Annotated in this window: 26 protein-coding genes; 9 read left to right on the forward strand and 17 right to left on the reverse strand. The window is 70.4% G+C overall.

All coding sequences use genetic code 11. The annotated features are described in order from the left end of the window. Positions 1–38: 38 nt before the first annotated feature. Complete coding sequence (locus OG562_RS19520) at positions 39–233, forward strand: hypothetical protein (protein ID WP_266399486.1); 195 nt, start codon at positions 39–41, stop codon at positions 231–233. On the opposite strand, the gene OG562_RS19525 is transcribed toward OG562_RS19520, so the two are convergent. The 3 genes from OG562_RS19525 to OG562_RS19535 form a co-directional block, all read right to left on the reverse strand. Next, positions 223–1,134 (reverse strand): winged helix-turn-helix domain-containing protein, encoded by a 912-nt coding sequence (locus OG562_RS19525; RefSeq protein ID WP_266399488.1) that lies wholly within the window; start codon positions 1,132–1,134, stop codon positions 223–225. The genes OG562_RS19520 and OG562_RS19525 overlap by 11 nt on opposite strands. A gap of 343 nt (positions 1,135–1,477) precedes the next feature. Continuing rightward, positions 1,478–2,722 (reverse strand): GNAT family N-acetyltransferase, encoded by a 1,245-nt coding sequence (locus OG562_RS19530; protein WP_266399490.1) that lies wholly within the window; start codon positions 2,720–2,722, stop codon positions 1,478–1,480. A gap of 98 nt (positions 2,723–2,820) precedes the next feature. Then, positions 2,821–3,345 carry an aerial mycelium formation protein gene (locus OG562_RS19535; RefSeq protein ID WP_266399493.1) on the reverse strand — a complete coding sequence of 175 codons (525 nt, stop codon included), beginning with the start codon at positions 3,343–3,345 and terminating at the stop codon, positions 2,821–2,823. Between the two features lie 159 nt (positions 3,346–3,504). On the opposite strand from OG562_RS19535, the gene dtd reads away from it, so the two are divergent. Then, positions 3,505–3,930 carry a D-aminoacyl-tRNA deacylase gene (dtd, locus tag OG562_RS19540; protein WP_266399495.1) on the forward strand — a complete coding sequence of 142 codons (426 nt, stop codon included), beginning with the start codon at positions 3,505–3,507 and terminating at the stop codon, positions 3,928–3,930. Positions 3,931–3,946: 16 nt separating this feature from the next. On the opposite strand, the gene OG562_RS19545 is transcribed toward dtd, so the two are convergent. The 6 genes from OG562_RS19545 to OG562_RS19570 form a co-directional block, all read right to left on the reverse strand. After that, positions 3,947–4,912, reverse strand: coding sequence for a folate-binding protein YgfZ (locus tag OG562_RS19545; protein WP_266399497.1), 966 nt, complete (start codon positions 4,910–4,912; stop codon positions 3,947–3,949). A 10-nt stretch (positions 4,913–4,922) separates the two neighbouring features. Continuing rightward, positions 4,923–5,360: a Fur family transcriptional regulator gene (locus OG562_RS19550; protein ID WP_266399500.1), complete on the reverse strand. Its 438-nt coding sequence runs from the start codon at positions 5,358–5,360 to the stop codon at positions 4,923–4,925. Between the two features lie 63 nt (positions 5,361–5,423). Next, positions 5,424–5,999 carry an FABP family protein gene (locus OG562_RS19555; RefSeq protein ID WP_266399502.1) on the reverse strand — a complete coding sequence of 192 codons (576 nt, stop codon included), beginning with the start codon at positions 5,997–5,999 and terminating at the stop codon, positions 5,424–5,426. Between the two features lie 205 nt (positions 6,000–6,204). After that, positions 6,205–7,101 (reverse strand): hypothetical protein, encoded by an 897-nt coding sequence (locus OG562_RS19560; RefSeq protein WP_266399504.1) that lies wholly within the window; start codon positions 7,099–7,101, stop codon positions 6,205–6,207. Beyond that, a complete protein-coding gene (locus OG562_RS19565; protein ID WP_266399506.1) occupies positions 7,098–7,868 on the reverse strand; it encodes a hypothetical protein in 771 nt (256 codons plus the stop codon). Before OG562_RS19565 ends, OG562_RS19560 begins: the two co-directional genes overlap by 4 nt. Positions 7,869–7,978: 110 nt before the next feature. Next, on the reverse strand, positions 7,979–8,662 hold the full coding sequence (locus OG562_RS19570) for a hypothetical protein (RefSeq protein WP_266399507.1): 684 nt from the start codon (positions 8,660–8,662) through the stop codon (positions 7,979–7,981). 276 nt (positions 8,663–8,938) lie between these two features. Between OG562_RS19570 and OG562_RS19575 the strand changes: the two genes are divergently transcribed. Beyond that, positions 8,939–9,301 (forward strand): DsrE family protein, encoded by a 363-nt coding sequence (locus tag OG562_RS19575; RefSeq protein WP_266399510.1) that lies wholly within the window; start codon positions 8,939–8,941, stop codon positions 9,299–9,301. A gap of 63 nt (positions 9,302–9,364) precedes the next feature. On the opposite strand, the gene OG562_RS19580 is transcribed toward OG562_RS19575, so the two are convergent. From OG562_RS19580 to OG562_RS19610, 8 genes are all read right to left on the reverse strand, one after another. Beyond that, positions 9,365–9,625, reverse strand: a complete 261-nt coding sequence (locus OG562_RS19580) for a DUF3099 domain-containing protein (protein ID WP_266399512.1) — start codon at positions 9,623–9,625, stop codon at positions 9,365–9,367. A 98-nt stretch (positions 9,626–9,723) separates the two neighbouring features. Beyond that, positions 9,724–10,011 (reverse strand): DUF1416 domain-containing protein, encoded by a 288-nt coding sequence (locus OG562_RS19585; protein WP_007382995.1) that lies wholly within the window; start codon positions 10,009–10,011, stop codon positions 9,724–9,726. Between the two features lie 37 nt (positions 10,012–10,048). Beyond that, the gene (locus OG562_RS19590; RefSeq protein ID WP_266399515.1) at positions 10,049–10,894 is read right to left on the reverse strand and encodes a sulfurtransferase; all 846 of its coding nucleotides are present in this window, start codon (positions 10,892–10,894) and stop codon (positions 10,049–10,051) included. A gap of 138 nt (positions 10,895–11,032) precedes the next feature. Then, on the reverse strand, positions 11,033–11,116 hold the full coding sequence (locus OG562_RS46240) for a putative leader peptide (protein ID WP_351766844.1): 84 nt from the start codon (positions 11,114–11,116) through the stop codon (positions 11,033–11,035). 257 nt (positions 11,117–11,373) lie between these two features. Beyond that, complete coding sequence (locus OG562_RS19595) at positions 11,374–12,108, reverse strand: DUF2993 domain-containing protein (protein WP_266399516.1); 735 nt, start codon at positions 12,106–12,108, stop codon at positions 11,374–11,376. A gap of 154 nt (positions 12,109–12,262) precedes the next feature. Continuing rightward, positions 12,263–13,459: a hypothetical protein gene (locus tag OG562_RS19600; RefSeq protein WP_266399518.1), complete on the reverse strand. Its 1,197-nt coding sequence runs from the start codon at positions 13,457–13,459 to the stop codon at positions 12,263–12,265. Between the two features lie 2 nt (positions 13,460–13,461). Then, the gene (locus tag OG562_RS19605) at positions 13,462–13,716 is read right to left on the reverse strand and encodes a MoaD/ThiS family protein (RefSeq protein ID WP_266399520.1); all 255 of its coding nucleotides are present in this window, start codon (positions 13,714–13,716) and stop codon (positions 13,462–13,464) included. Between the two features lie 37 nt (positions 13,717–13,753). Beyond that, entirely contained in the window at positions 13,754–14,593 is an 840-nt protein-coding gene (locus OG562_RS19610; RefSeq protein WP_266399522.1) for an alpha/beta hydrolase, read from the reverse strand. Positions 14,594–14,810: 217 nt separating this feature from the next. On the opposite strand from OG562_RS19610, the gene OG562_RS19615 reads away from it, so the two are divergent. The 6 genes from OG562_RS19615 (at position 14,811) to OG562_RS19640 (ending at position 20,712) form a co-directional block, all read left to right on the forward strand. Continuing rightward, positions 14,811–15,599, forward strand: coding sequence for a response regulator transcription factor (locus tag OG562_RS19615; protein ID WP_266399524.1), 789 nt, complete (start codon positions 14,811–14,813; stop codon positions 15,597–15,599). Between the two features lie 105 nt (positions 15,600–15,704). Beyond that, positions 15,705–16,727 carry a LacI family DNA-binding transcriptional regulator gene (locus tag OG562_RS19620; RefSeq protein ID WP_266399526.1) on the forward strand — a complete coding sequence of 341 codons (1,023 nt, stop codon included), beginning with the start codon at positions 15,705–15,707 and terminating at the stop codon, positions 16,725–16,727. A 165-nt stretch (positions 16,728–16,892) separates the two neighbouring features. Next, entirely contained in the window at positions 16,893–18,161 is a 1,269-nt protein-coding gene (locus OG562_RS19625; RefSeq protein WP_266399528.1) for a S1C family serine protease, read from the forward strand. Between the two features lie 29 nt (positions 18,162–18,190). Beyond that, positions 18,191–18,400: a hypothetical protein gene (locus OG562_RS19630; protein ID WP_266399529.1), complete on the forward strand. Its 210-nt coding sequence runs from the start codon at positions 18,191–18,193 to the stop codon at positions 18,398–18,400. A 114-nt stretch (positions 18,401–18,514) separates the two neighbouring features. Then, complete coding sequence (locus OG562_RS19635) at positions 18,515–19,252, forward strand: response regulator transcription factor (protein ID WP_266399530.1); 738 nt, start codon at positions 18,515–18,517, stop codon at positions 19,250–19,252. Then, the gene (locus OG562_RS19640; RefSeq protein WP_266399532.1) at positions 19,249–20,712 is read left to right on the forward strand and encodes a HAMP domain-containing sensor histidine kinase; all 1,464 of its coding nucleotides are present in this window, start codon (positions 19,249–19,251) and stop codon (positions 20,710–20,712) included. The genes OG562_RS19635 and OG562_RS19640 overlap by 4 nt, the downstream gene beginning before the upstream one ends. The last annotated feature ends 178 nt before the right edge of the window (positions 20,713–20,890 follow it).

The raw sequence follows: 20,890 nt of genomic DNA on the forward strand, positions 1-20,890 counted from the left end.
AAGTGCATCTCTGAAGTTCGTCTCCGAAGGGGGGAAACATGCCCGTCCTCGCTCTCCTCTCCGCCGTCATCGTCGTCGGCGTCGAGCAGACCATCCAGTGGAAGTACGGCGCCGCCGGAGCCGTCGGCCTGCTCCTGCTCAGCGTCGGCATCAAAGCCAGAAACCCGGCCATCAGCTCGCTCGGTGCCGTGATCCTCGCCCTCCTGGTCAGCGGGCCCGCCGTCAGCTCGTGAGCAGCAGCTCCGAACTGATCGTCTCCCAGAGCGCGTTGAACCACACGCAGGACTGTTCCACGAACGTCGTGTCACGCGGCCCGGCGCCCTGTTCGAAGGCGAACAGCACCGACCGCGTGCCCTCGGCGTCGTACATCTCCAGATGCTCCTGGTCGATCGTCTGCTCGCTGCGCAACACGGTGTAGTAGGCGAACAGCGCCTCCGTCCCGTTGAGCAGATACAGCTTGACGGGCGGAGTGAAGGGCAGCGCGCGGAAGGTGACGTTCACGTCGATGCCGTGCGTGGAGCGCAGCGTGAGCAGGTTGTGCCGCAGCACCTGGCCCTGGGCGTTGCGATGGGCCAGCCAGTGGCGTTGCAGCCGCCCGGTGGCCGCCGAGTCGTCCACCGGCGTCGGGAAGGCCAGGTCGATGTTCCGGGACGGCAGCAGCACCCGCACATCGATCTTGGCCGGTTTCAGCTGTCCCGCGTGGATCTGGCGCAGTGGCTCGCCGATCGCCGCCGTCAGCGAGACCGCGGTCAGGCACAGGGCGTCGACCTCGACATGCTCCGCCGCGAAGGCCTCGGTCATGCGCAGCGGGAGCCCCACCATCGAGGGCTGGGGCGTGGCCGCGGGTCCCATCAGGGGTCCGGCCGGGCCCGGGTGCGCGGCGACCGTCGCGGGGCTTCCCTTGGAGACGTTGGTGAGCAGGTGCTCCGACTGCAGGATCCGCAGGGCCTGGCGTACGGCGCCGCGCTCGACGCCGAACTCGTCCGCCAGCTTGGCCTGGGTGGGCATGCGCTGGCCGGGCCGCAGCACTCCGGTCCTGATCCGGGTGCGCAGCTCGTCGGCCACCTCGCGATGCGACCGCTGCGGCCGCTCCGCCCTCCTCCGCCCATTGACGGAGGCATGTTCCGGCTCCACGACCGAACACTACAACTTCCCGCCATCTTTGGGCAGTTCAAAGAGAGATGGTTATAGGACGCTTCCAAGCGGACATAAGTACAGTGAAGTTGGCTGCCAACTTCAACAACATGGTCAAACTTTCAGACGGTTGGCCGGTCGGGTTCCCATCCGGAGGGGAGCCGGGAGCCCGAGCAGTCGGCGCCGAGGCACAGTCACAACTTCACACCGCCCGCACAGCCACAACTTCACACCGACAACTGAATAGCACCACCGAAAAGCACCACTGAACAGCTACGGATGAACGAAGGCACTCTCGTCGTCGACAGCGGCAGCAGGAAGGAGACCTCGGGGCTTCAGGGCCTCAGAACAAGTCCGGGCACCAAGGCCGCCCGGACGTACGCAGCAGGGCGTCGGCCCCCCGGGCGGCGCCCGCTCGTTCTTCCCGGACCCGGCCCAGCGCCGCCAACCGCGCCACTGACTCGTCGCCCAGCCACAGCGCCGCCAGATCTGCCACGTCCAGCGTGAGGTCGGCGTCGCGGGTCGTCGGCGTGCAGGAGGCGCCGTCGGGCGCCGCGTCCAGCAGGAAGCGGCCCCCGGCCAGGCCGGCCCGGTCGACGATCTCCAGGACCACGGCGCCCGTCGCGTCGTACGTGCGCGCCTCCAGGGCCGCCACGACGTCCAGGACGCGCAGCCACAGCCAGTCCGCCTGGGTGGTGACGCTCGCCGCCCGCGGGTCCGGCAGAAGCAGCGGGAGCAGGTCGTCGGGGGCCCGGTAGCCGGTCTTCACGCGTGCGATCCAGTCGATGGAGCACAGGAAGCGCCACAGGGCGCGCTCCGCGGCCGGGGTCGTGGAGATCAGCCAGTTCACCGACGCGGTGTTCAGCGGCTGCTTGCCGTCGGTCCAGTTGTCGTTCGTCTCGTACGAGACCAGCCCCTCGACCTCGCCGTCCGCCGACCGGTGCACCGCGTAGAACGGCTCGGTCCAGGAGTCGCCGTACGGGCGCAGGTCGCCGGTGTTCACCTCCCACCAGCGGTCCGTACGGCTGACCGCGCCGGGTTGCGCAAGGCGCAGCCGTTCGTGCAGGTCGGGGCCGAGCTTGCGGACCTCCTCGGCGTCCACGAGGTCGATGCGGCCGCCGTCCTCGGGGCCGGACCAGCGGGGGTCCAGGCCCGCGCGCGTGACGTCGATCGTCCACTCGGTGGTCCAGGTGGCGGGGCCGAAGCCGTAGCGGCCGTAGATCCGGTACTCGGCGGCGACGAGGGTGGCGACGACGTCCCCGCGGTCCTTCGCTGCGGCCAGATCCTCGGTCATCAGACGGGTGAGGAGGCCTCGGCGGCGGTGGGTGGGGGCCACGGCCACGCTCGAGACCGCGTCGGCGGGGACGGTCGCGCCGCCGACCGCGGTGAGCTGCTGGGGGAAGGAACGGAAGGTGGCCACGCACTTTCCGGCTTCGAAGGCGCCGGAGACGCGGGCGCCTTCCAGGAGGGCACGGCGGGCGGCGAGCGTGTCCTCCGTGAGGGGGGTGGCGCGGAGGAACCCGGTGTCGAGGGTGCGGATCCAGGCGGGGGTCTCGGTGTCGGTGATCCGGCGGACGTCTATGGACATAGAGGTCACGGTAGGCGGGGCGAGGGCGGGTGTCTCGGGGGTTTTCCCGTCCCCGCCGCCCCTTCCCTCCCCCACGGGCCGAATTGCGCCGCCCGGAGCTACACGAGCAGGTCCTCCACCTGTGCCTCCCCCTCCCGGTACCTCCGGGTGATCTCCGCTCCGCAGTCGTCGGCGGTGCGCTGGAGGCCTTGGCGGCGGCGGGAGACCTGCTGTTCGTAGCGGATCAGGCGGGCCATCGCCTCATGGAGTTCGGGGTCGGTGCGGGCGCCGAGGTCGGAGAGTTCGACCTCGGCGAGCATCTCGGCGGCCAGTCGGCGGTACTCCTCACTGTGCGGGGTGCCCAGCGTGACGTGGCGGGCGGAGGAGCGGTGCCGGGCCGGGGCGTCGGTGAGGATCTCGGAGAGCCGGGCCACGACCGACGCTCCGGCCGTCACGCCCCGCCGAGCGAGCTCCGCGCGCAGGATGTCGATCCGGCCCTGGAGCAGCCGTCGTACGTAACTGAGGTCGGCCTCGTCGCGCTGGGCGCCCTGGCGCAGGGTGCGCAGCTCGGGCAGGCTCAGCCCGGCCAGGGCGGGCTCGGGCGGTTCCACGGGCAGGACCCGCCCGGTACTCGGTGTGCTCATGTGCGTCTACCGTCCCCTCGACCGGCCTGTGGGAAGCATCGTGCCACCCTAAGTGGCCCGTATGTGACCGAGTGCCCCCGAACGGCCGCAGATGGTGGGTTAAGGAGCAAAAATGGGCCACCGGCGAGTCCGTGGCCGGCGCCCGGCATCATGGTCCGCATGCGTGCAGTGGTGCAGAGAGTGGACGGCGCGAGCGTCGTCGTGGACGGGGAGACGGTCGGGGAGATCGCCGGCGAGGGCCTGTGCGTCCTGGTCGGGGTCACCCACGAGGACACCAAGGAGAAGGCCGCCCAACTGGCCCGCAAACTGTGGTCGGTTCGCATGCTGCACGACGAGAAGTCATGCTCCGACCTCGACGCCCCGCTCCTCGTCGTCAGCCAGTTCACGCTCTACGGCGACGCCCGCAAGGGCCGCCGCCCCACCTGGAACGCGGCCGCCCCCGGCGACGTCGCCGAGCCCCTCGTCGACGAGGTCGTCGCCCAGCTCCGCGCCTTGGGCGCGACGGTGGCGACGGGCCGCTTCGGCGCGCAGATGCGCGTCTCCCTGACGAACGACGGCCCGTTCACCGTGCTGATCGAGATGTAAGCCCGGCGGCTACTGGCTAGGGCTCTACCACCGCTTCCTGGGCCGCCGCCGTCGTGTCGGCGAGCAGCGGTGCGTCCAGGGGTACGTTCCGCTTCACCAACGCCAGGGCCACGGGACCGAGTTCGTGGTGGCGTACGGAGGTGGTGATGAAGCCGATCTTACGGCCGTCGGGGGCCTCGTCGGCGACGCGGAGCTCGGTGCCGGCGGGGGGCAGGTGTACCTCGCTGCCGTCCAGGTGGAGGAAGACGAGCCTGCGGGGGGGCTTGCCGAGGTTCTGGACCCGGGCGACCGTCTCCTGGCCGCGGTAGCAGCCCTTCTGGAGGTGGACCGCGGTGCCGATCCAGCCCAGCTCGTGCGGGATCGTGCGGTGGTCGGTCTCGAAGCCGACGCGCGGGAGGTGGTGTTCGACGCGCAGCGCCTCGTAGGCGAGGAGACCGGCCGCGGGGGCGGCCTGCTCGGCGAACGACTCCAGGTCGGCGCGCGGGAGGAAGAGATCACGGCCGTACGGCGTCTCGCGCACGACCGCGTCGGCCGGCGGCGCGGCGATCGAGCCGGCGGGCAGGTGGACGAGCGCGATGTCGGCCGTGCGGTCGGCGACCTCGACCCGGTAGAAGAACTTCATCGACTCCAGGTACGCGATCAGCGCCTCCTGGGTGTCGGGCTCGACATGGGCCCAGACCGTCGTGCCGTCGTCGACGAGGTAGAGCGCGTGTTCGATGTGGCCGTTGGCGGAGAGGATCAGCGCCTCGGTGGCCTGGCCCGCGGGGAGGTCGCTGACGTGCTGGGTGAGCAGCAGGTGCAGCCAGCTCAGCCGGTCCTCGCCGGTCACGGTGACGACCCCGCGGTGCGAGAGGTCGACGAAACCGGTGCCGTCGGCGAGGGCGCGCTGTTCGCGGAACAGGTCGCCGTAGTGGGCGGCGACGCCTTCGTCCACGCCCTCGGCGGGGACGGCGCCGGGCAGGGACAGCAGAGGGCTCTTCATACGCCTAAGCCTACGACTCGGTAGTTGAAGACTTGAGAGAGCAGTCCTTGCAGCGACCGAAGATCGCGAAGTGCTTCATGTCGGTCTCGAACCCGAAGGTGTCGCGCAGCTTGGCCCGGAACTCGGCGGCCACCTCGACATCGGCCTCGATCACGTTCGTGCAGTCACGGCAGACGAGGTGGATGTGATGGTGGCGGTCGGCGAGATGGTACGTCGGCGCACCGTGCCCCAGATGGGCATGGCTGACCAGCTCGAGCTCCTCCAGGAGCTCCAGGGTCCGGTAGACGGTGGAAATGTTGACCCCCGACGCCGTCTTCCTCACTTCCACGAGGATGTCGTCGGGGGTCGCGTGCTCCAGGGTGTCCACAGCTTCGAGGACAAGCTGGCGCTGCGGCGTCAGTCGATAGCCGCGCTGCCTGAGGTCGCTCTTCCAGTCGGTGCTCACCACACCCAAGAGTCTAGGACTACGTCAGCTACCCAGGCGGTAGTCCCGGGTGATCCGATGTGGGTCTTACTTGAAGAAAGCGATCCCGTCGTCCGGCATGTCGTCGGGCAGGGCCTTGGCCCAGCGCTGGACGTCCTCCGGGGTGACGACCTTCTTCAGGTGGGCCGACATGTAGGGGCGCAGCTCGACCTCGGGGGTCTGCTTCTCGCCGACCCACATGAGGTCGCTCTTGACGTAGCCGTACAGACGCTTGCCGCCGGTGTAGGGGCGGGAGGCGGCCGTGCGGGCCACCGCGTCCGTGACCAGGTCGATCTGCGGCTTCTTGTCGGCCAGCTCGCCGTACCAGATCTCGATGACGCCGTCGTCGCGCGTCATCGTCACCTCGACCTTGCGGGCGCCGTCGATCCGCCAGAAGCCGGACTCGGTCTCCAGGGGACGGACCTTGTTGCCGTCGCCGTCCAGGACCCAGGTGTGGGAGCGGTACTCCAGGAAGTCCCGGCCGTCGTGGGCGAAGGTGACCTCCTGCCCGAAGTTGCACTTCTCGGAGCCGGGGAAGTCGTGGACGCCGGCGCCCGCCCAGGTGCCCAGCAGAAAGGCGAGGGGGACGAGGTCCTTGTGGAGGTCGGACGGGATCTCGATCATGAGTGACAGTTCCTGGACGTGGTGGTCAGCGCTGGCCCTGGTACAGCTTCTTCACGGTCAGACCGGCGAAGGCGAGAACGCCGACGCAGACCAGGACCAGCAGGGATTCGAAGAAGATCTCCACGGGGTGCTCCTCGGATGAGCGTGGTTCGGTACACGTACGGCTTCGGCACACGTACGACAGGGCCGGGCCCCAGCTTACGGGTCAGCCGAGGAGCTGGCTCTGCAGGGCCACCGTCTGCTGGAAGGGAACGGCGGCTGCCGTGCCCTTGCGGGACTGCACGATCAGGGCGACGACGTCCCCGGCGCGCAGGTAGGCCTGCCGGACCTGCTCGGCGCCGTACGGCTTGACCTCGTCGTAGGCGTTGCGCGTGATCCCGGCGGGGTCGGCGGCGGTCGGGTACGTCGCGTCGAACTCCGTCTCGGCGGCGCCGCGCAGGGCGAACACGGGCGAGGCGTATCCGGTGAACTCCCCGAAGAGCCGCTCGGTCACCGTCGCCGTGTCGAACTGCAGCAGGTAGACGCCCGTGTGGGTGCCGTCCTCGGCGGTCCAGCCACGGGCGGCCACATGCCGCAGGCCGTAGTCGGTGAGCAACTGCCCCGCCGTGTCCCGGTCCTTGCCCGCCTCGAACACCGCGAGGAAGTCCTTCGTGGCCAGCCAGCCGTCCGTGCCCCGCAGCGCCTTGTCGTCCGTCGCCCCCTCGGGCGCGGGCAGCAGCAGCGCGCGCAGGTCGGCGTAGTGCGCGCCGGCCCAGTTCCTGGTGTCGAGCGGGCCCGGGCTGCCCGAGGGCAGCGGCGGCCGGGTGATCTCCGGGTACGCCCAGCGCCCGTCCGACTCGGTGGCGAGACCGAGCAGATCCGTACGCTCCATCCGCGTGATCCCGTACGCCGTCCCCGCCCCCAGCGTCGCGAAGACGGTGACGACGGCGGTCCAGCGCAGGACGGCCCGCAGGACGCGGCGGTCCTTGGGGGCGGCGGGCTGCTCGATCTCCGGCTGCTCCGGCTGGTCGAGCTGCTCCGGCTGGTCGAGCTGCTCCGGTTGCTCCGGTTGCTCGTTCGGGATCTGTTCGGGAATGTCCGTCGTCTGCGGCTGGTCGGTCATACGGCCTGTCCCGGGTCGTCGATGCGGTCGAGTTGTGCGGCGAAGAACTTGGCGACGAACGCCCCGTCGAGCGGCCCTGGCCCATTCGCGGTGACGCTGACCAGCACGTCTCCCACGGAGGCGGTGCAGAACGCGTTGCCCAGCTCCTCGTCCTCGCCCTTGGGCGTCAGGAAGCAGTGCGCGTCCTTGTGGCCCGCGATCTTCGGGCCCTCGCGGAAGAGGTCCGTGTCGGCGAGGAACGCGTTGTAGGACGACGCCGTCTCGCGTACGGCGGTCCGGTTCTTCAGCCGCGTCAACGTGGCGTCGACCGTGATCGCGTCCGTGATGTTGTAGTCCAGCCGGCTGACGGCGTAGCTCCGGATCGCCATGGCCTGGATGCGCTGCTTGTCGTACAGCTTCTCCAACTGCTTGCGCGTGGAGCTGGGCAGGTCCTTGATCGACTCCTTGCGCAGGGCGTTGGCCTGCGCCCCGTTGAAGTCGGCGTCCGAGCCGAACTCCTCGAGGTCGGGACCGGGGTCGAAGCCGTCGGTTCCGAACGGCACGAACAGAGAGCTCAGCCCCGACGCGGACTTCGCGCCCTTCTCGCCCTTCTCGCTCTGCCCGCTCTTCCCGTCGTCGGACGACGGGAACTTCCACGTGGGCTCGCCGCCGGCCCGGTCGGCGTCCTGGACGGTCACGACGGTGTAGCCGACACCGCCGATCAACGCACCGGCCAGCAGCACGGCCCCCGCCACGGCGGCGATCCGACCGGGGCGCACCTTACGCACGCCCTTTTCAGGGATCTCTGCGGTCTCTGCGGTCTCTGTGATCTCTGCTGTCTCTGTGATCTCTGCGGTCTCTGTGATCTCTGCGGTCTCTGTGATCTCGGGGTTCTCGCTCACAGCTTCCCCATCTGCCGCTTGGCCAGGTCCATGATCTTCGCCTTGGCGATCGGCTTGCTGTCGGTGATCCAGATCTCCATGTACAGGTCACCGCGCCAGGCGTGCGCCTCGGCCGTGTACAGCGGGAGGTAGCCCGCCTTCCGGTCAGGGGTGTCGTGCACGTAGGCCGTCCCGTTGCCGTCCCCGGTGCCGGGGACGGGCCAGCTGCGGGTGTCGTCCTCGTCCTCGGCCCAGTACGCGCCGTTCTCGGCCCACTCGGACGCGGCCGGCTTGCTCTCCTGGCGGAACTGCACGAGGACGATCTCGGCGTTGTACGTGTCGCCCACCCGCCACGACGTCCCGGCCGCGCGGCGGAACTCGTCGTCGACGAGGCCGTTGAAGGCGTTGCCCGGTTTCCCGAACCGGTCCGCGTACTCGGGCAGGTCCAGCCAGCCGTCGCTGCCCACCGGGAACAGGCTGTCCCGCGCGCCCTTGGGCCGGTCGAGCAGCAGCTTGCGCAGATCGCCGTTCGTCTTCACCCGGCGGTCCTGCGCCGCCGACAGCGGCTCGACCTCGCCCTTGGCCTGTCCGACCACGGGCTGGGAGAGCGACGGCAGCGCGGTGGGCTCGCGATCGGCCTGGACGAGGTATCCGGCGCAGGCGCCCGCGACGACGCCCAGCACGGCGGCCACGGCGACCATCGACGTCGTACGGCCACGGGGTCGGGGTCCGGGTCGGGCAGGCGGGTCGACGGCATCGTCCGGGGCCTGCTCCGCGCTCTCCCCTTGCAGTTCTTCTGCCTCTTCTGGCAGCTCGTCTGCCTCTTCTGGCCCTGCCGCCCTTTCGGGCTCTTCCGCCCTTTCGGGATCTTCCACAACGTCCCCCTCAAAACGTCGAACGCGCGTTTCCATTTCGCGCTCCACAGGAGACTCATGGTCAACGCGGCCAGTTGTAAGGGAGTTGATTACGATTCGGGCATGGCGAAGAAGCTCGTGATCAAGGTGACCGCGGGGGCCGATGCCCCCGAGCGGTGCTCGCAGGCGTTCACGGTGGCGGCGGTGGCCGTGGCCAGCGGGGTCGAGGTGTCCCTGTGGCTGACCGGGGAGTCCGCGTGGTTCGCGCTGCCGGGCCGGGCCGCCGAGTTCGAGCTGCCGCACGCGGCCCCGCTGCCGGACCTGATCGACTCGATCCTGGCCGGCGGCCGTCTCACGCTGTGCACCCAGTGCGCGGCCCGGCGGGACATCACGGAGAAGGACGTCCTGGACGGCGTACGGATCGCGGGCGCGCAGGTGTTCGTACAGGAGGCGCTGGGGGACGAGACGCAGGCGCTCGTCTACTGAGGAGGCCGCCCGTGGGATGTGCCGTGCCGCGTCCCGTGCGGCGTCCCGTGGGACGTCGTATCGCTACGGCCGGCGTTTCTTGCCGTCCAGCTCGTCCCACCACTCGTCGGACTTCGGGTCGCCGGAGGGGTCGTCCCACCAGCGGTCGTCGGGGCCTCGGCGGTTGGCGACGATCGCGGCGAGCGGCGGGATGACCATGGCCACCACGCACATCCCGACGGCCACCGGGACCGACCAGATGCGCACGACCGCCCAGGCCAGGACGAAGAGACCGACGCAGGTCCCCATCATGGCGAAGTAGGCGTGGCGCCGTCGCGCGTACATATGTCCAGAGTAGGTCCGGACAGGGCTAAGGGCCGTACCCGAGCGCAGGGCGGCACATGCCATGCGCGGGGAGTACGGCCCTCCGGTCGCCGGGTGTCTCAGACGGCGATCGCGACCTCCGCGAGGCCGCCCTGCTGGGCGACGACCGTGCGGTCCGCGGTGCCGCCCGGAACGAGGGCGCGGACGGTCCAGGTGCCCTCGGCCGCATAGAAGCGGAACTGTCCGGTCGCCGAGGTCGGGACCTCGGCCGTGAACTCGCCGGTCGAGTCCAGCAGGCGGACGTATCCGACCACCGGCTCGCCGTCGCGCGTCACCTGACCCTGGATCGTGGTCTCACCGGGCTTGATCGTCGAGGCGTCCGGGCCGCCGGCCTTCGCTCCACACATGGTCTGTCCTTACGGGGTCAAGGGCTTGGTCGGGGGCTTACTTGTTGGCGCCGAGCTCGATCGGCACGCCGACGAGGGAGCCGTACTCGGTCCAGGAGCCGTCGTAGTTCTTGACGTTCTCCACGCCGAGCAGCTCGTGCAGCACGAACCAGGTGAGCGCGGAACGCTCACCGATACGGCAGTACGCGATGGTGTCCTTCGCCAGGTCGACCTGCTCGTCGGCGTAGAGCTCCTTGAGCGCGTCGTCCGACTTGAAGGTGCCGTCGTCGTTGGCGTTCTTCGACCACGGGATGTTGCGGGCGGACGGGACGTGGCCCGGACGCTGCGACTGCTCCTGCGGCAGGTGGGCCGGGGCCAGCAGCTTGCCGGAGAACTCGTCGGGCGAGCGGACGTCGACCAGGTTCTGCGCGCCGATCGCGGCGACGACGTCGTCACGGAAGGCGCGGATGGACGTGTCCTGCGGCTTGGCCTTGTAGTCGGTCGCCGGGCGCGCGGGCACGTCGGTGCCGTCGACCAGCTCGCGGGCGTCCAGCTCCCACTTCTTGCGGCCGCCGTCGAGGAGCTTGACGCCCTCGTGGCCGTACAGCTTGAAGTACCAGTAGGCGTAGGACGCGAACCAGTTGTTGTTGCCGCCGTAGAGGATCACCAGGGTGTCGTTGCCGATGCCCTTCGCGGACAGGAGCTTCTCGAAGCCCTCCTGGTCGACGAAGTCACGACGGACCGGGTCCTGGAGGTCCTTGGTCCAGTCGATGCGGATCGCGTTCTTGATGTGGTTCTTCTCGTAGGCGGACGTGTCCTCGTCCACCTCGACGATCGCGATGTTCGGGTTGTCGAGGTTGGCCTCGACCCAGTCGGCGTCTACCAGGACGTCGCTGCGGCTCATGCTCGTTCTCCTCCGGGGCAGTTACGGCGGGGGTGTACAAGAAAGAGGGGTGCGCGGCCGGGTCTCGCCGGCGGCCGGCGCACGGATGCCCTCATACGAGGGCGCCGGGAGGCGCGGAAGGCCGGCGGCGCTTCCGCTTCAGAAAGTGCGACAGAGCATGGCGGCGACGCGGCACAGGTCTACTGCCCGCCGCTTCGTGAGATCCGCCTGTCGCTGCATCATGCCGTCGATCGTAGGGACGGACGGGCGGGCATGTCACCAGCGCTCCGCATAGTGAGATGCGATCGTCCGAATTGTGGGATGAACGTGGGCCCGATCCCGCCGTACAGGGCCTCCGGGCGCATGTATCCGCCGTCACATCTACGGTGCGGACGGCGACGTCTCGCCTTTCGGACGCCGACCGTCCATGTCCCCGTCCATGTCCCCGTACACGTGTGCGTCCCCGTCCGGGTCACCGTCCACCCCACCGAGGGCCTGTCCTACCCGGCCAGCCGGACGTTCGAACCCTTCACCTTGATCTGCACACCGTCCTGCGCCGCCTCGACGCTGTCCAGCTGGATGCCGCCGGGCAGGTCGTCGATCTTCTGCTCGAAGTCGGTGATCGAGCGCACCTCGTTCTCCGCGGCCGACACCCCGCCGAAGCTGGGCAGCGAGTCGGCGTGCACACGGACGGTGTCGCCCTCGGCGGTGACCGTGCTCAGGACGGAGAGCGGCTGCGGCAGCTTGGTGCCGAGCACGGTCGCCTCGATGGTGACCTTGATCTTGCCGTTGCCTCCGTCGGCGAGGCCGACGACCTCGGCGGTGACGCCCGGCGCGACCTGAGTGGGCTCGGACTTGGCGGCCTTCAGCAGCTCGGCGTAGGCGATGGTCGCCGTGCCGGTGGCCGAGGAGGCGGTGGCGGAGCTGTAGTCGCCGGAGAAGTCGACGCCCTTCATGTCGGCCTCGAGGTCGTCGATACGGATCTTCTGACCGTCGGTGCCGACCGCCTCGTAGTCCTTGATGCCGATCTCGACGTCGTCCAGGGAGCCGCCGACGACCTGGGTGAGGAACGGGAAGCCCTTGATGGACACGTCCGGGGTGGCCGCGAGGTTCTCGGTGGTCTTCAGCTTGTCCGCCACCTCGCCCTGCGCGAGATGGACGGCGAGGCGGTCCGCGAGGACGAACAGACCGCCCAGGACCACGACGACGATCAGCAGTATTCGAAGCGCACGCATGCGGTCGTTCCCCCACCCGGATGGCCTGCAAAGGTCAGTTGACGGCCCACGGTAACCCTCGGGGGAAGGGCTTCCGCGGGATTGTCGATCAGCTGTGACAGACCCCCGGGGGCCGGCAATCTCCGCCGGCTCCTCGGAAGTTGCGCGTAGTCGCCTACGCCAGCGCCCGGCCCAGCACGTACACCGCCGGGGCCGCGGCGGCCAGCGGCAGGGCCACGCCCGCCGTGAAGTGGACGAAGCGGGACGGGTAGTCGTAGCTCGCGACCCGGTGGCCGATCAGCGCGCACACCGCCGCGCCCGCGCCGAGCAGCGCGCCCCGCGCGCCCATGCCGGTCATCCCGCCGACCGCGATGCCCGCGCCCGCCGCGGCGAGCAGGGCGACGACGACGGAGGCCGGGGTGGGCAGCGGCAGCGCGCGGGCCAGCACGGCCACCGCGACCGCGGCCGCGCCGACCGTCACCGCGTCCGGGTCCGCGCCGAGGTGACCGGTGGCGAGGACGGCCAGGGCGGAGGAGGCGACGGTCGCCATCAGGCCGTACATGCGCTCGTCGGGGTCGGCGTGCGAGCGCAGCTGAAGGACGAGGCAGAGCAGGACCCACACGCCGAGGGTGCCGAGGATCGCCGCGGGCGCGTGCTCGCGGCCGGCCGCGAGGAGGACGACGTCGGAGACCAGCGCGCCCAGGAAGGCGAGCGCGATGCCCTGCCGGGCCGGCCACATGCCGTTCAGCCGGAACCAGCCCGCCGCGGTGACGGCCTGCAGGGCGACCAGCGGGACCAGCAGGGCGTACGACCCGATGGCCGCCGTGCCGGACAGGAGCAGGCCGAGGAGCGCGGTGAGCGCCGCGGGCTGCATGCCCGGCTCGATGATCGGGGAGCGGCCCTCGAGCCGGGCCCGCTGGGCGTCGGTGACGCGGGCGTTGCCGGCGACGGTCGCGGGGCCGTAGGAGGCGCCGACGCCGCCCTCCGGCTCACCGCTCGTCTGCGCCTGCGCCTGCGGCGCGGGGGCGGCCGGGGGCAGGGCGTCGCCGTAGGCGTTCGCGTAGGGGGAGGGCGGCGCGTCGCCCGTCTGCGGGGGCAGATAGGCGGTCTGGGCCGGGTCCGCGACGACCGGGGCCTGCACGCTCGTCTCCCAGGTCTGGCCCTGCCACTCCTGCGTGTACTGGAGGTGGGCCTGCGGCTCGTCGTACCCCTGCGGCTGCCCGGGCCACGCCTGCTGCGGGGGGTACTGCTGCTGGGGCTGCTGGGCGGGCTGCTGCTGCTGGGCGTACGGGTCGTAGCCCTCGTACGGCTGATACGGCTCGTACGGCTGCTGATGCGGCTGATGCTGCTGATACGGCTGCTGGTCGGTCATCGTCACCCTCCTGCGAACGGCGGGAGCACCTCGACCGTGCCGCCGTCGGCCAGCCGTACCGTCTCATGGTCGCGGGTGCCCACGGGGTCACCGTCGACGAGGAACGAGCATCGCTGCAGGACACGCACGAGTTCGCCGGGGTGTCGCGCGCGTGCGGCGGTGAGTGCCTCGGCGAGGGTGTCCGCGTCGTGCGGCTCCTCGGCGACCCCGGCCGCGGCCTTCGCGGCCGCCCAGTAGCGCACCGTGACCTTGGGCATCGGATTCCTCAATCAATCGGCTGTGTACACGGTCAGGCTAGCCCGCCCGCGCAGCCGCCCAGTCCCCGATGCGGGCCAGCAGACGGTCGTCGGCGGCGTGCTCAGCGTGGCCCATGCCGGGCTCCAGCCAGAGTTCGCCGTGGTCACCGGCGGCCTCGGCCAGCATCCGGGGGTGGTCGAGGGGGAAGTAGCCGTCCCGGTCGCCGTGCACGATCAGCAGCGGGGTGGGGGCGATCTTCGGGACGGCCTCCGTCGGGGAGAGCGGCACCGGATCCCACTCACGGTGGTGGATACGGGTGCCGAAGCCGTAGCGGCCGACCAGGCGGCCCTCGGGGCGGGTGACCATCCAGTGCAGTCGGCGCATGGGGGCGGTGCCCCGGTAGTACCAGCGGGCGGGCGCGCTCACCGAGACGACGGCGTCCACCGTCCCCTCGTAGAGCGCCGCGTGGCGCAGCACCACCGAGCCGCCCATGGAGAAGCCGACCGTCACCACGCGCGCGTGCCCTCGCCCGCGCGCCCAGTCCACCGCGGCGGCCAGGTCGAGGACCTCGCGGTCGCCGACGGTGGAGCGCCCGCCGGAGCGGCCGTGGCCGCGGAAGGAGAAGGTGACGACGGCCCCGTGCCGGGCGAGGGCGGACGCCACGCGCCGTACCTGCGGGCGGTCCACGTCACCCGTGAACCCATGTGCGATCACGAACACCGGGTGACGGGCGGATGGCGCGGAGGCGTCGTATACAACCGCACCCGGGTCGTATACGGAATCGATGGAAATCCCGTCGGCGGTGGGCAGAAACGTCCGCAATGGTGTGCGCGTGCCCGTCTCGGAATTCGGACGAACGGTGGAACCCGCCACATGACCTGCCGGACTGCTGCTCATGTGGGCTATTCTGCTGGACAGAGGACTCGGGCAGCGTAGCCCCCGGGTCCTTTTGTGCTTTCGGAAGTGTTGTATACGAAACGGGAACCGGGCGGGAAACGCCAGGTGACCGCGGGTGTACGGGCCCCGGGAACGCAGCGCAGTCCGCATGCAATGCCATGCGGTGCAATGCCGCAGTGCCAAACGTCCTCGCAGGGACCGAGGAGGAACCAGACGTATGAGTTCTCTGCTGCTCCTGACCAACGCTCTCCAGCCGTCGACGGAGGTGCTCCCCGCGCTGGGCCTCCTGCTGCACAACGTGCGCGTGGCTCCGGCCGAGGGACCCGCTCTCGTCGACACCCCGGGCGCCGACGTCATCCTGATCGACGGACGCCGTGACCTTCCGCAGGTCCGCAGCCTGTGCCAGCTGCTGCGCTCCACCGGCCCGGGCTGTCCGCTCATCCTCGTCGTGACCGAGGGCGGCCTCGCGGCCGTCACCGCCGACTGGGGCATCGACGACGTACTCCTCGACACGGCCGGACCCGCCGAGGTGGAGGCCCGCCTCCGCCTGGCCATGGGCCGCCAGCAGATCGTCAACGACGACTCCCCGATGGAGATCCGCAACGGCGATCTGTCGGTGGACGAGGCGACCTACAGCGCGAAGCTGAAGGGCCGGGTCCTCGACCTCACCTTCAAGGAGTTCGAGCTCCTGAAGTACCTGGCCCAGCACCCGGGCCGCGTCTTCACGCGCGCACAGCTCCTCCAGGAGGTCTGGGGCTACGACTACTTCGGCGGCACCCGCACCGTCGACGTGCACGTACGACGGCTGCGCGCCAAGCTCGGCCCGGAGCACGAGTCGCTGATCGGGACCGTCCGCAACGTCGGTTATCGATTCGTTACGCCCGAGAAGGGCGAGCGCGCGACCGAGGACGCGAAGGCCAAGACGGACCGGCCGGAGCAGTCAAAAGCGGAGGATGCGGACAACGCGGCCGCCCTGGACGCCGAAGAGGTCTCGACGGAGGTGTAGTACCCGCCGGTAGGCCCGGCACCCGCTCGGGAAGGGCGTTGCTCGCGCACAGGGAAGCTCCTGTACGCCCTGCCCAGAGCGGGTCCATCCGCGTAGACTCCGCGCGTGGCCAAGGTGACTCGGGATGACGTGGCGCGACTGGCGGGTACCTCCACCGCCGTCGTCAGCTATGTGATCAACAACGGACCCCGGCCGGTCGCCCCGGCCACGCGCGAGCGTGTCCTCGCCGCCATCAAGGAACTGGGGTACCGGCCCGACCGGGTCGCCCAGGCGATGGCGTCCCGGCGCACCGACCTCATAGGCCTGATCGTGCCGGACGCGCGCCAGCCCTTCTTCGGGGAGATGGCGCACGCGGTCGAACAGGCCGCATCCGAGCGCGGAAAAATGGTGCTCGTCGGCAACTCCGACTACGTCGGCGAGCGCGAGGTCCACTATCTGCGGGCGTTCCTCGGCATGCGCGTCTCGGGGCTCATCCTCGTCAGCCACGCGCTCAACGACAACGCCGCCGCCGAGATCGACGCGTGGGACGCCCGGGTCGTCCTGCTGCACGAGCGGCCCGAGGCCATCGACGACGTCGCCGTCGTCACCGACGACCTCGGCGGCGCCCAGCTCGCCGTACGCCACCTCCTCGAGCACGGCTACGAGTACGTCGCCTGTGTCGGCGGCACCGCGGAGACCCCCTCGGTCGGCGACCCCGTCTCCGACCACGTCGAGGGCTGGCGGCGCGCGATGGACGAGGCCGGGGTGAGCACGGAGGGGCGGCTCTTCGAGGCGCCGTACAACCGCTACGACGCCTACAAGGTGGGCCTGGAACTGCTGGCGGGACCGGACCGGCCGCCGGCCGTCTTCTGCTCCACCGACGACCAGGCGATCGGCCTGCTGCGTGCGGCGCGCGAGCTGCGCATCGAGGTGCCCGGCGAGCTGGCGGTGGCCGGCTTCGACGACATCAAGGAGGCGGCCCTCGCCGACCCTCCTCTGACAACGATCGCATCGGACCGCTCGGCGATGGCCCGCGCGGCGGTGGACCTGGTGCTGGACGACGGGCTGCGGGTCGCGGGCTCGCGGCGCGAGCGGCTGAAGGTGTTCCCGTCGCGGCTGGTGCCGCGTCGGTCGTGCGGCTGCGAATGACCGTCCGGCGACCCGACCGATGAGCGTCCGGCGGCTTGCATGAGGGTTGCCTGAGAGACCTCGCCTCCCTGCCGGATTCGGCTTTATATCGGGCATACGAGGTTCTGGCGGGCTTCTCAGGGAGCACTCAGGGAGCTCTCATGGTCTCGGGACAAGCTTCTTGTCATGACCGAGAGCATCCGCCGCAGCGGCGAGTACGAGAACCACGAGAACCCGTACCAGGCCCCGTACGAGGGCGCCCAGCAGCACGCTTCCGCCCCCGTGGGCTCCTCTCCCGTGGGCTCCTCTCCGGTGAACCCGGAGTGGCCGCCCCCGCCGGCGTACCAGCCGATCGCGCAGCAGGTGCAGCAGCCGGTGCAGCAGCAGCCGGTGCAGCAGCCGGTCGTAGAGCCCACCTCGGTGTGGCCGGGTCAGCCGCAGACCGCATACGCCTCCTCGGCCGATTTCTCGGCCGGTTCCTCGGACGGTTCCTCGGACGGTTCCGGGAGCGGCGACGGCGGGACCGCTCTCCTCACCGCGGTGGCCGTGGAGCCCGCGCCCAAGAAGAAGCGCACCCGCGGCCCGCTGGCGCTGCTCGCCGCCGTGGCGATCGTCGCCGCGGCCATCGGCGGCGGCACGGCGTACGGCATCCAGGAGCTGACCGGCAAGGACCAGGTGGTCTCCTCCTCGACGACCACCAGCGTGGTGCCCTCCAGCAAGCAGGGCGACGTCGCCACGATCGCCGCGGCGGTCAGCCCGAGCGTCGTCGAGATCAGCGCCACCCTCAGCAACGGGTCGTCCACCGGCTCCGGCGTGATCATCACCAGCGACGGCGAGATCGTCACCAACAACCACGTCATCTCCGGGGCCTCCTCGATCAAGGTGACGACCAGCGACGGCAAGTCCTACACCGCCAAGGTCGTCGGCACCGACAGCAAGAAGGACCTCGCGCTGATCAAGCTGGAGAACGCGTCCGGTCTGAAGGCGGCGACCCTCGGCAACTCCGACGGCGTGCAGGTCGGCGACACGGTCGTGGCGATCGGCTCCCCCGAGGGCCTGACCGGCACCGTCACCAGCGGCATAGTCTCCGCCCTGGACCGTGACGTGACCGTCTCGACCGACGAGAGCCAGAGCCAGAGTCAGAGCCAGGGCAGCGAGGGCGGCGACGGGAGCTGGCCCTTCCAGTTCGGCGGTCAGCAGTTCAACGGCGACACCGGCACCTCGACCACGACCTACAAGGCGCTCCAGACCGACGCCTCGCTCAACCCCGGCAACTCCGGCGGCGCGCTGATCGACGCCGCGGGCAACATCGTCGGCATCAACTCCGCGATGTACTCGGCCGCCTCGTCCTCGTCGTCCTCCGACGCCGGCAGCGTCGGCCTCGGCTTCGCCATCCCGATCAACACCGTCAAGTCCGACCTGGCCACACTGCGGGCCGGCGGCTCCGACAGCTGAACCACCTTCTAGCGCTCAGGGAGTACGTCATGATCCAGCAGGTTTCGCACACGGTGACCGGCGTCGGCGCGGCCGACCTCGCCCTGGCCCTCGACGTGGCGTTCGCACTGCACGCCCCGGTGACGCCGACCCGGGCGCCGGAGGTGGCGGCCCCGCAGCTGATGGGCCTGCGCACCACCGCCGCCCGCCCGCACCTGCGCAAGGTGCCGCTGACCCGGCTCACGACGATGCGCGGCTGAACCTCCCCGCTCCGAACCCGCCGCCCGTCGTCCCTAACGCACCGGCCGGGAAGCATGCGAGGCTGAAAGCGCTCAGCCCCCGCCCGTCCCACCGCACCCGAGGAATCCACGCCCATGAGCCCCGCCGAAGGCGACCGTGACACCCAGCGCATCCTGATCGTCGACGACGAGCCGGCAGTGCGCGAAGCACTCCAGCGCAGCCTCGCCTTCGAGGGATACGACACGGAGGTCGCCGTGGACGGCGCGGACGCGCTGGAGAAGGCCACGGTCTACCACCCCGACCTGCTGGTCCTGGACATCCAGATGCCCCGCATGGACGGCCTCACCGCGGCCCGCCGCATCCGGGGCGCCGGCGACACGACCCCCATCCTGATGCTGACGGCCCGCGACACGGTCGGCGACCGGGTCACCGGCCTCGACGCCGGCGCCGACGACTACCTGGTCAAGCCCTTCGAACTGGACGAGCTGTTCGCCCGCGTACGGGCCCTGCTGCGCCGCAGCTCCTACGCGGCCGCCGCCGGAGCGGGCGCCGTCGAGGAGGACGAGGCCCTCACCTTCGCCGACCTGCGCATGGACCTCGCCACACGTGAGGTCACCCGGGGCGGACGCCCGGTGGAACTGACCCGCACGGAGTTCACCCTCCTGGAGATGTTCATGGCACACCCGCGCCAGGTCCTCACCCGCGAGCAGATCCTGAAGGCCGTCTGGGGCTTCGACTTCGAGCCGAGCTCCAACTCGCTGGACGTGTACGTGATGTACCTCCGCCGCAAGACGGAGGCGGGCGGCGAGCCGCGCCTCGTGCACACCGTGCGGGGTGTGGGGTACGTGCTGCGCCAGGGCGGCGCGGAGTGAACAAGGTCGTACGCCGCTTCCGGACCCTTCCGATCCGGGCGCGACTGTCGATGCTGGTCGCTGCCGCTGTGGCCTTCGCGGTGGCGGCGGTTTCGGTGACCTGTTGGTTCATCGTGCAGGGGAAGTTGTACGAGGAGCTGAACGCCGATCTGCAATCGGGTGTCGAGCGTGCCCAGCCGGCGACTCAGGTGTTCGCGGCCCTCGACACCTGTGCACAGTCGGAGTCCAACGAGTTCCCCTTCGGCCCGCGTTTCAAGGGCTATTCCCAGCTCGTCCAGTCGAACGGCAAGGCCTGCATCTACGGCGGCTCCGACTCGCTGGTGAAAGTCACCGGCAGCGACAAGAGCGTGGCCAAGAACGCGCAGGCCGGGAAGTTGTTCTTCCGCAACGGCGTCGACAGCAAGGGCAACGCGGTCCGCATCCTGACCACACCGCTCGTCGTCCAGAACGGCAACGGCCAGTACCTCGTCAAGGACACCGCCCTCCTCGTCGCCGTACCGCTGAAGAGCACCCAGTCCACCCTCAACGAACTCGCCCTCATCCTGCTCCTCGTCTCGGGTGTCGGAGTGCTCGGAGCCGGAGCCGCCGGCCTCGCCGTCGCCCGTGCGGGTCTGCGCCCCGTCGACAAGCTCACCGAGGCCGTCGAGCACGTGGCCCGCACCGAAGACCTGAGCATCCGCATCCCGGTCGAGGACGACGCCGAGGACGAGGTGGCCCGGCTCTCCCGCTCGTTCAACTCGATGACGGGCTCCCTCGCCAACTCCCGTGAGCTGCAACAGCAGCTCATCGCGGACGCCGGCCACGAACTGCGCACCCCCCTCACCTCCCTCCGCACCAACATCGAACTCCTCACCCGCAGCGAGGAGACCGGCCGCCCCATTCCTGCCGCCGACCGCAAGGCGCTCCTCGCCTCGGTGAAGGCGCAGATGACGGAACTGGCGTCCCTGATCGGCGACTTGCAGGAGCTGTCCCGCTCGGAGGGCCAGCGCGGCGAACGCGTGCAGGTGGTGTCGTTGGAGGACACGGTCGAGTCGGCCCTGCGCAGGGCCCGCCTCCGCGGACCGGAGTTGACGATCAACGCGTCCGTGGAGCCCTGGTACACCCGGGCCGAACCGGCCGCCCTGGAGCGTGCGGTGGTCAACATCCTGGACAACGCGGTGAAGTTCAGCCCCGAGGGCGGCACGATCGACGTCCAGCTGACGCACGGCACCCTGACCGTCCGCGACCACGGCCCCGGCATCCCCGAGGACGAACTCCCCCACGTCTTCGACCGCTTCTGGCGCTCCCCCAGCGCCCGCGCCCTCCCCGGCTCGGGCCTCGGCCTGTCGATCGTCGCCCGCACGGTCGAGCAGTCCGGCGGTCAGGTCACCCTGGCCCGCGCGGAGGGCGGCGGCACGGTGGCGACCGTACGGCTGCCGGGGGCGCCTACGCCTCCGCCGGAGACGCCGGAGGTGCCGTAGGGGATCGGCTCCCTGCCAGAAGCGAACGGTGCGCTTCGCGCGGTCAGCCGGGGCGACCGCCTCCCCAGGAGCAACTGGTGAACCGATCAGGGCCCACGAGGTGGATCCCCACTTCTGTGTGACGAACTCCCGCGCAGCGGCAACCTTTCCGGCCGGGGTGGCGACTCACGGTCAGTCA

The organism is Streptomyces sp. NBC_01275 (assembly GCF_026340655.1).
Lineage (GTDB): Bacteria > Actinomycetota > Actinomycetes > Streptomycetales > Streptomycetaceae > Streptomyces.